We start from the raw sequence: 6978 nt of genomic DNA, 5'->3' as shown, positions 1-6978 counted from the left end.
TACTGCAGGGGGGACCCTGTGGGAGAGTAGGACGCCGCCGAACAATCATTGTGGGAAAGCCCCGCACCTTATGGTGCGGGGCTTTTCTGCGTTTAGGGTGATCTTCATGGGCTATGACCTGATCATCTTCGACAACGACGGTGTGCTCGTGGACAGCGAGCCGATCTCCAACACCATCCTGGCCGGCTACCTCACCGAGCTCGGCCACCCCACCTCGTACGAGGAGTCGATCCGCGACTACATGGGGTCGGCCATGCACCGCATCCACGAGCTCGTCGAGGAGCGGTCCGGGAAGCGGCTGCCCGCCGAGTTCGACGAGGTCTTCCACCGGCGCGTGTTCGACGGCTTCCAGCGGGAGTTGGAGCCCGTCGCCGGGGCCGCCGAGGTGCTCGAGCGGTTCGCGGACGCGGGAGTGCCGTACTGCGTGGCGTCGTCCGGGAGCCACGAGCGGATCCGGGTCGGGCACCGGAAGACCGGGCTCGACGTGTGGTTCCGGGACGGGACCGTGTTCAGCGCCGAGGACGTCGGCCGGGGCAAGCCGTCGCCCGACCTCTTCCTGCACGCCGCCGCGCGCATGGGAGTGGCGCCCGAGCGGTGCGCGGTCGTCGAGGACAGCGGGCTCGGGGTCCAGGCCGCGGTGGCGGCTGGCATGGACGTCTACGGGTACACCGCGATGACGCCGCGGGAGCGTCTGGAGGGGGCCACGGGGTACTTCGGGGCGATGGACGAGCTGCCGGTCACATTGGGCATGTGATCCATCTACCGCTGAGTAGGTCCCGGCCCTACGCTGTGCCGCCATGAACGATGCGCGTTTGCGGCGTGGGCGGGGCTCCCTGGCGGTCGGTTTCTTCGTGCAGGGGGTCACCTTCGCCCTGCTCGTGACCCGAATACCGGCGATCCAGGACCGCTACGGGATCTCCGACGGGCTGCTGCCCCTGTTCCTGGCGGCCGTGCCGGTGCTCGCCGGGGTGTCCAGTGTGCTCACGGAGAAGGTGGTGGCCCGGATCGGGCCGGCGCGGGTGCTGGCCTGGGTCCAGCCGGTGGTGCTGCTCGCGCTGCTCGGCGTGGGCGCCGGGTCCCGGCTGTGGCAGGCGGCCGTCGCCCTGGGGGTGTTCGGGCTCGCGGTCGGGGCGCTCGACGCCTCCATGAACATGCTGGGGGTGAGCCTCCAGCGGGCGTACGGGCGGAGCATCATGCTCGGCTTCCACGCGGCGTACAGCCTCGGCGGCATCGCCGGGGCCTCGCTCGCCTGGGTGGGGGCGCACTGGCATCTGTCGCTGTTCGTGTCCTACCTGCCGGTGGTGGCGCTGCTGCTGCCCGTGGTCCTGGTCGGGAGCCGCTGGTACGTGGCCGGGGAGCCGGGTCCCGCGGCCGGCGAGGAGGGCGACCGGGCCCCGGTCGGCGGTGGTGTGGTGTTCCGGATGCTGCTGCCGCTGTGCCTGGTGATGACCTTCGCGTACATCGGTGACTCGACGGTCTCCAACTGGTCGGCGAAGTACCTCCAGGACGTCCTCGGCTCCTCGGAGGAGCTGGCGACCGTCCCGTACAACGCGTACATGGTGACGACGCTGCTCGGGCGGACCGTGGGCGACTTCGGGGTGCGGCGCTTCGGTGCCGTGCTCGTCGTGCGGTGCGGGGCCGTGCTCGCGGCCCTGGGCTTCGCCGTGGTGGCGCTGGCGCCGGGGCCGTGGGCGGGGATGGCCGGGTTCACGGTGCTGGGGCTCGGGCTGAGCGTGATCGTGCCGCAGACCTTCGCCGCGGCGGGCCGCATGTTCCCGGCGGCGAGCGACGCGGCCGTGGCGCGGCTGAACGTCTTCAACTACGTGGGCTTCCTGATCGGCTCGCCGCTGGTGGGCGCGCTGGGCGACGCGTGGAGCTATCGCGGGGCGATGGTGGTGCCGATGGTGCTGGTCCTGGTGACGGTGGTGTACGCCACGTCGTTCGGCTCGGAGAAGGCCCGATACGGTGGCTCGCATGAGCGGCCGCGCACTGTTGATGTGGGATGAAGCTGTCACGGGGTACGACTTCGGGGCCGAGCACCCGATGGACCCGGTGCGGCTGGCGCTGACCATGGGGTTGGTGCGGGCCTACGGGCTCGACCGGGCCGTGGACGTGGTGGCGGCGAAGCCGGCCGGGGAGTCGACGCTGCGGCTCGTGCACCGCGAGGACTACGTGGCGGCGGTGCGGGCGGCGTCGGCGGACCCGCGGGCGGCCGACCAGGCGTACGGGCTCGGGACGGTGGACGACCCGGCGTTCGCGGGGATGCACGAGGTGTCGGCGCTGATCGCCGGGCAGTCGGTGGCCGCGGCGGAGGCGGTGTGGCGCGGGGACGCGGCGCACGCCGTCAACTTCGCGGGCGGCCTGCATCACGCGATGCCGGGGGCCGCGTCCGGGTTCTGCATCTACAACGACGCCTCGCTGGCGATCGCCCGGCTCCTGGAGCTGGGCGCGGAGCGGGTCGCGTACGTGGACGTGGACGTGCACCACGGGGACGGTGTGCAGGCGGCGTTCTGGGACGATCCGCGGGTCCTGACGATCTCCCTGCACGAGCATCCGCGGACGCTGTTCCCGCAGACGGGCTGGCCGGAGGAGACGGGCGCGTCCGGCGCGGGCGAGGGCGGCGCGGTGAACCTGGCGCTGCCGGCGGGGACCGGGGACGCGGGCTGGCTGCGCGCGTTCCACGCGGTGGTGCCGGAGCTGATCGCCGATTTCCGGCCGCAGGTCCTGGTGACGCAGCACGGCGCGGACACGCACTTCGAGGACCCGCTGGCGCATCTGGCGGTGTCGCTGGACGCGCAGCGGGCGGTGCAGGAGGCCTGCCACGAGCTGGCCCACGCGCACGTCGACGGGGGCAGGTGGCTGGCGCTCGGCGGCGGCGGTTACGCGGTCGTGGACGTCGTACCGCGGTCGTGGACGCATCTGGTGGGGATCGCCGCGCACGCCCCGGTGGAGCCGGAGTCGGTGGTGCCGTCCTCGTGGCGGGACGAGGTGTACGCGCGGACGCGGCAGCTGGGTCCCGCGCGGATGACGGACGGGCGGTGGCCGGTGGAGTGGCGGGAGTGGGCGGCGGGTTACGACCCGGCGGACCGGCTCGACCAGGCGATCCTGGCGACGCGCAAGGCGGTGTTCCCGCTGCGCGGGCTGCTGGTCTGAGTCTGCTCCGGGCCCGACCCCGGGCCCGACTCCGGGCCCGACTCCGGGCCTGGTCCGATCCTGGTCCGGGCCTGGCCTGAACCCGCTGCGGACAGGTGCGTGGCTGTTACGCCAACTGTGCGGTGTGCGGGAGGTTTCGGCTCGGTCGCGGGGGCGTTCCGGCAGCATCGGGAGGGTGTTGAGTACCGGGGCGCTGCGGGCGCATCTGTTGGCGGCGGGGTTGGCGGGGACGGTGGCGACCCCCCGGGAGACGAGTCTGCGCAGCTACCGGCTCTTCGCGGCGCGCGACCCCCGGGTGACCTTGGGGATCGAGCCGCTGTGGAGGTGGGGCGAGGCCGAGCTGCTGCGGCTGATGGCGGACCGGTGCGGGGTGTCGGGGGACCCGGCGCACCGTTCGGGGCCGGACGAGATCGACCCGGAGCGGACGCTGGGGGGCCTGGCGGCGTTCGCGGAGCGGCTGGGGGAGGCGGCGGGGCGGCGGGCCCCGGTGCTGTTCGGAACGGGCCATCCGCACCGGCTGCTCGGTTTCTACGCCACGCTCGCAGACGCTTTGTCGGCGGCGGGATGTCTTGTTCTCACCCCGGCGCAGGGGAGATGTGTCGACATAACGACCCGGTTCGGCGTACGTACGTACCTCGTGGACTACGTACGGGGGGTCGCGCTGGTGCGCGAAGCGGACCTGTCCGCGGCAGGGCGTGAGACCGGGGCGCACACCCACTCCCCGCTGCCGGTTAGGGCCGTGCTGGAAGGTGCGGCCGAGGCCGGCTGGCCGCTGCCGGAGCTGGTGGTCGGGGACCACGGCTGGGTCTGCGGGGCAGGTCAGCTGGGTATCGAGGCCATCGGTCTCGCCGATACGGATGATCCGGCGCTGTTCGTCGGGGAGGCCCAGGGGCAGGTGTCCGTGGCCGTTCCGCTTGACGACGCGGTGCGCTCGGACTACTACCGTCCACTCACTCGCTATGTACTCAATCGAGCGTGTCTGTCACGGTAAACGGTCGATGGCAGCTCCTCTTCCCCACTCGTACCACCCGCCCCTAGTCTGGGCGTGAGCGCTCAGCGACGAAGAGTCACCGGAGGGGAAGCCGGTGCGCGTCGTGTGCGGAAGGTACAGGTGGGTCATGGCTGCTGGCGACAGGCCTCTCAACGAGGTGAAGTTTCTGACCGTGGCGGAGGTCGCCTCGGTGATGCGCGTCTCGAAGATGACCGTGTACCGCTTGGTACACAGCGGTCATCTGCCCGCGATCCGGGTGGGAAGGTCCTTCCGGGTGCCGGAACAGGCGGTTCACGAGTACCTCAGGGAGTCCTTCGTGGGGGTGGCGACCGCGTAGCGAGCGCGCGGCCTCAGCCCGCTTCCGCCCTCGGATTACGAGCGGGTCGCTCGGGGCGGTAGGCTAGCCCCTCGTAGGTCGTGTGGGCCCAGACGCCCCGCACCGATCCCCGCTGGCGCGGGGATGTTCCGAGTAGTGAGCGAGGGTAGTCGTGGGCTCTGTTATCAAGAAGCGGCGCAAGCGGATGGCGAAGAAGAAGCACCGCAAGCTGCTGAAGCGTACGCGCGTTCAGCGTCGCAACAAGAAGTAAGCGACCGCTGTAACAACGGCGTTCCGCCTCGGCGTGGCCCCCCACCGGTTTTCCGGTGGGGGGCCACGCTTTTATTGCGCCGAAATGCGGAGGCGCTACGGTGTCGGACAGCGGAACACCGATGGAAGACCGACGGAAGGCGCTCGTCTTGGGCAAGGTCGTGCTCGTCACCGGTGCGGCCCGGCACCTCGGTGCCCGTTTCGTACGGCGCGTCCAGCGGGACCCCGAGGTCGGCCGGGTGATCGCCGTCGACGCGATCGACTCCCCGCACCCGCTCGGCGGCGCCGAGTTCGTCCGGGCGGACATCCGGCAGCCCGCGATCGCCAAGATCCTGGCCCAGCACGACGTGGACACGGTCGCCCACATGGACGTCACCGGGACGGCGCTCGGCTCCGGCGGCCGTACGTCGGTCAAGGAGACCAACGTCATCGGCACCATGCAGCTGCTCGGCGCCTGCCAGAAGTCGCCGCGGGTCAAACGGCTCGTGGTCAAGTCCAGCACCAGCGTGTACGGCGCCGCACCCCGCGACCCCGCGGTGTTCACCGAGACGACGCCGGCGAAGTCGCTGCCGAGCGGGGGCTTCGCCAAGGACGCGGTCGAGGTCGAGGGGTACGTACGGGGCTTCGCCCGGCGCCGCCCGGACGTGGCGGTCTGCGTGCTGCGCTTCGCGAACATCCTCGGGCCGCGGGTGGACTCCCCGCTCGCCGAGTACCTGGACCTGCCGGTCCTGCCGACCGTCTTCGGCTACGACCCGCGCCTCCAGTTCGTCCACGAGGACGACGTCATGGACGTCCTGGAGCTCGCCGCGCGGGAGCCGCGCCGGGCCACCCTCAACAGCGGCACGTTCAACGTGGCGGGCGACGGGGTGCTGCTGCTCTCCCAGTGCGCGCGGCGCCTCGGCCGGCCGACCGTGCCGGTGCTGCTGCCGGCGGTCACCTGGGTGGGGCAGGCGCTGCGCACCGTCGGGGTCACCGACTTCTCGCCGGAGCAGATCCGGCTGCTCACCCACGGCCGGGTGGTCTCCACCGTCCAGATGCGCGAGACGCTCGGCTTCACCCCCCAGTACTCGACGGTGGAGGCCTTCGCCGACTTCGCCGCGAGCCGGGGGCCCGGCCTGCTGCCGCCGGACCTGCTCGCGGGGGCCGTGGACCGGCTCGCCGCAAAGGCGGCGAAGGCCTCCAGCCCGACCTCCCAGCCCGCGGAATAGGAGCCCAGATCCCGATGGCGGACGCCAAGGTCATTCCGTTCGACGACGACCGGTCGCGGGCCCGCCGCAGGCCCCCCGCCCCCGGTGGCGGGGACGCGGCCGTGCGGGCCCTGCCGGCGCAGCAGTCCCCTGCCCAGGCCCCGGCGGACCCCGCCGCCGCGTCCGGCGGCTGGGAGCGGCGGCTGGCGGGCGGGCTGGCGTTCCTGCGGCGGCGGGTGACCGGTGACTACGAGGTCGACGAGTTCGGCTACGACCAGGAGCTCACCGACCAGGTCCTGATGTCGCTGCTGCGCCCGGTGTACGAGAAGTACTTCCGGGTGGAGGTGAAGGGCGTCGAGAACATCCCGAAGGACGGCGGGGCCCTGGTGGTGTCCAACCACTCGGGGGCGCTGCCGCTGGACGGCCTGATGATGCAGGTGGCCGTCCACGACCACCACCCGGCCGGCCGGCATCTGCGGCTGCTCGCGGCGGACCTGGTCTTCATGCTGCCGGTGGTGAACGAGCTGGCCCGCAAGGCGGGGCACACGCTGGCGTGCTCGGAGGACGCGGAGCGGCTGCTGCGGGCCGGGGAGATCGTCGGCGTGATGCCGGAGGGCTTCAAGGGGCTGGGGAAGCCGTTCGCCGAGCGGTACAAGCTGCAGCGCTTCGGGCGGGGCGGCTTCGTGTCGACGGCGCTGCGGGCGGGCGTGCCGATCGTGCCGTGCTCGATCGTGGGCGCGGAGGAGATCTATCCGATGCTGGGCAACGCCAAGACCCTGGCGCGGGTGCTGGGCCTGCCGTACTTCCCGGTGACCCCGACCTTCCCGTGGCTGGGGCCGATGGGCGCGCTGCCGCTGCCGACGAAGTGGACCATCCAGTTCGGGGAGCCGATCCCGACGGACGGCTATCCGCTGGAGGCGGCGGAGGACCCGATGCTGATGTTCAACCTGACCGACCAGGTCCGGGAGCAGATCCAGCACACGCTGTACAAGCTGCTGGTGCAGCGGAGGTCGGTGTTCTTCTGACGCCCGACGCCCGACGCCGGTGCGCTTCTGCGTGCG

Annotated in this window: 8 protein-coding genes; all 8 read left to right on the top strand. The window is 71.9% G+C overall.

Annotation, left to right across the window (positions count from 1 at the left end; all coding sequences use genetic code 11):
- Positions 1-106: 106 nt before the first annotated feature.
- The 8 genes from ACZ3ZE_RS34465 (at position 107) to ACZ3ZE_RS34430 (ending at position 6942) form a co-directional block, all read left to right on the top strand.
- Positions 107-754, top strand: coding sequence for an HAD family hydrolase (locus tag ACZ3ZE_RS34465; protein WP_363290826.1), 648 nt, complete (start codon positions 107-109; stop codon positions 752-754).
- Positions 755-797: 43 nt separating this feature from the next.
- Positions 798-2006 (top strand): MFS transporter, encoded by a 1209-nt coding sequence (locus ACZ3ZE_RS34460; RefSeq protein WP_361171265.1) that lies wholly within the window; start codon positions 798-800, stop codon positions 2004-2006.
- Positions 1975-3153, top strand: a complete 1179-nt coding sequence (locus tag ACZ3ZE_RS34455) for an acetoin utilization protein AcuC (RefSeq protein WP_442305304.1) — start codon at positions 1975-1977, stop codon at positions 3151-3153. The genes ACZ3ZE_RS34460 and ACZ3ZE_RS34455 overlap by 32 nt, the downstream gene beginning before the upstream one ends.
- Before the next feature lie 175 nt (positions 3154-3328).
- On the top strand, positions 3329-4144 hold the full coding sequence (locus ACZ3ZE_RS34450; protein WP_361171271.1) for a phosphatase: 816 nt from the start codon (positions 3329-3331) through the stop codon (positions 4142-4144).
- A 127-nt stretch (positions 4145-4271) separates the two neighbouring features.
- Entirely contained in the window at positions 4272-4481 is a 210-nt protein-coding gene (locus ACZ3ZE_RS34445) for a helix-turn-helix domain-containing protein (protein ID WP_046910004.1), read from the top strand.
- Between the two features lie 151 nt (positions 4482-4632).
- Positions 4633-4731 carry a 30S ribosomal protein bS22 gene (locus ACZ3ZE_RS34440; RefSeq protein ID WP_003948845.1) on the top strand — a complete coding sequence of 33 codons (99 nt, stop codon included), beginning with the start codon at positions 4633-4635 and terminating at the stop codon, positions 4729-4731.
- A 148-nt stretch (positions 4732-4879) separates the two neighbouring features.
- Positions 4880-5938 carry an NAD-dependent epimerase/dehydratase family protein gene (locus ACZ3ZE_RS34435; protein WP_467261836.1) on the top strand — a complete coding sequence of 353 codons (1059 nt, stop codon included), beginning with the start codon at positions 4880-4882 and terminating at the stop codon, positions 5936-5938.
- A 14-nt stretch (positions 5939-5952) separates the two neighbouring features.
- Positions 5953-6942: a lysophospholipid acyltransferase family protein gene (locus tag ACZ3ZE_RS34430; RefSeq protein WP_361171275.1), complete on the top strand. Its 990-nt coding sequence runs from the start codon at positions 5953-5955 to the stop codon at positions 6940-6942.
- The last annotated feature ends 36 nt before the right edge of the window (positions 6943-6978 follow it).

The organism is Streptomyces sp. NPDC023157 (assembly GCF_055560575.1).
Note: the sequence above shows the minus strand (reverse complement) of the source record. Positions and strands in the feature narration are given on the sequence as shown.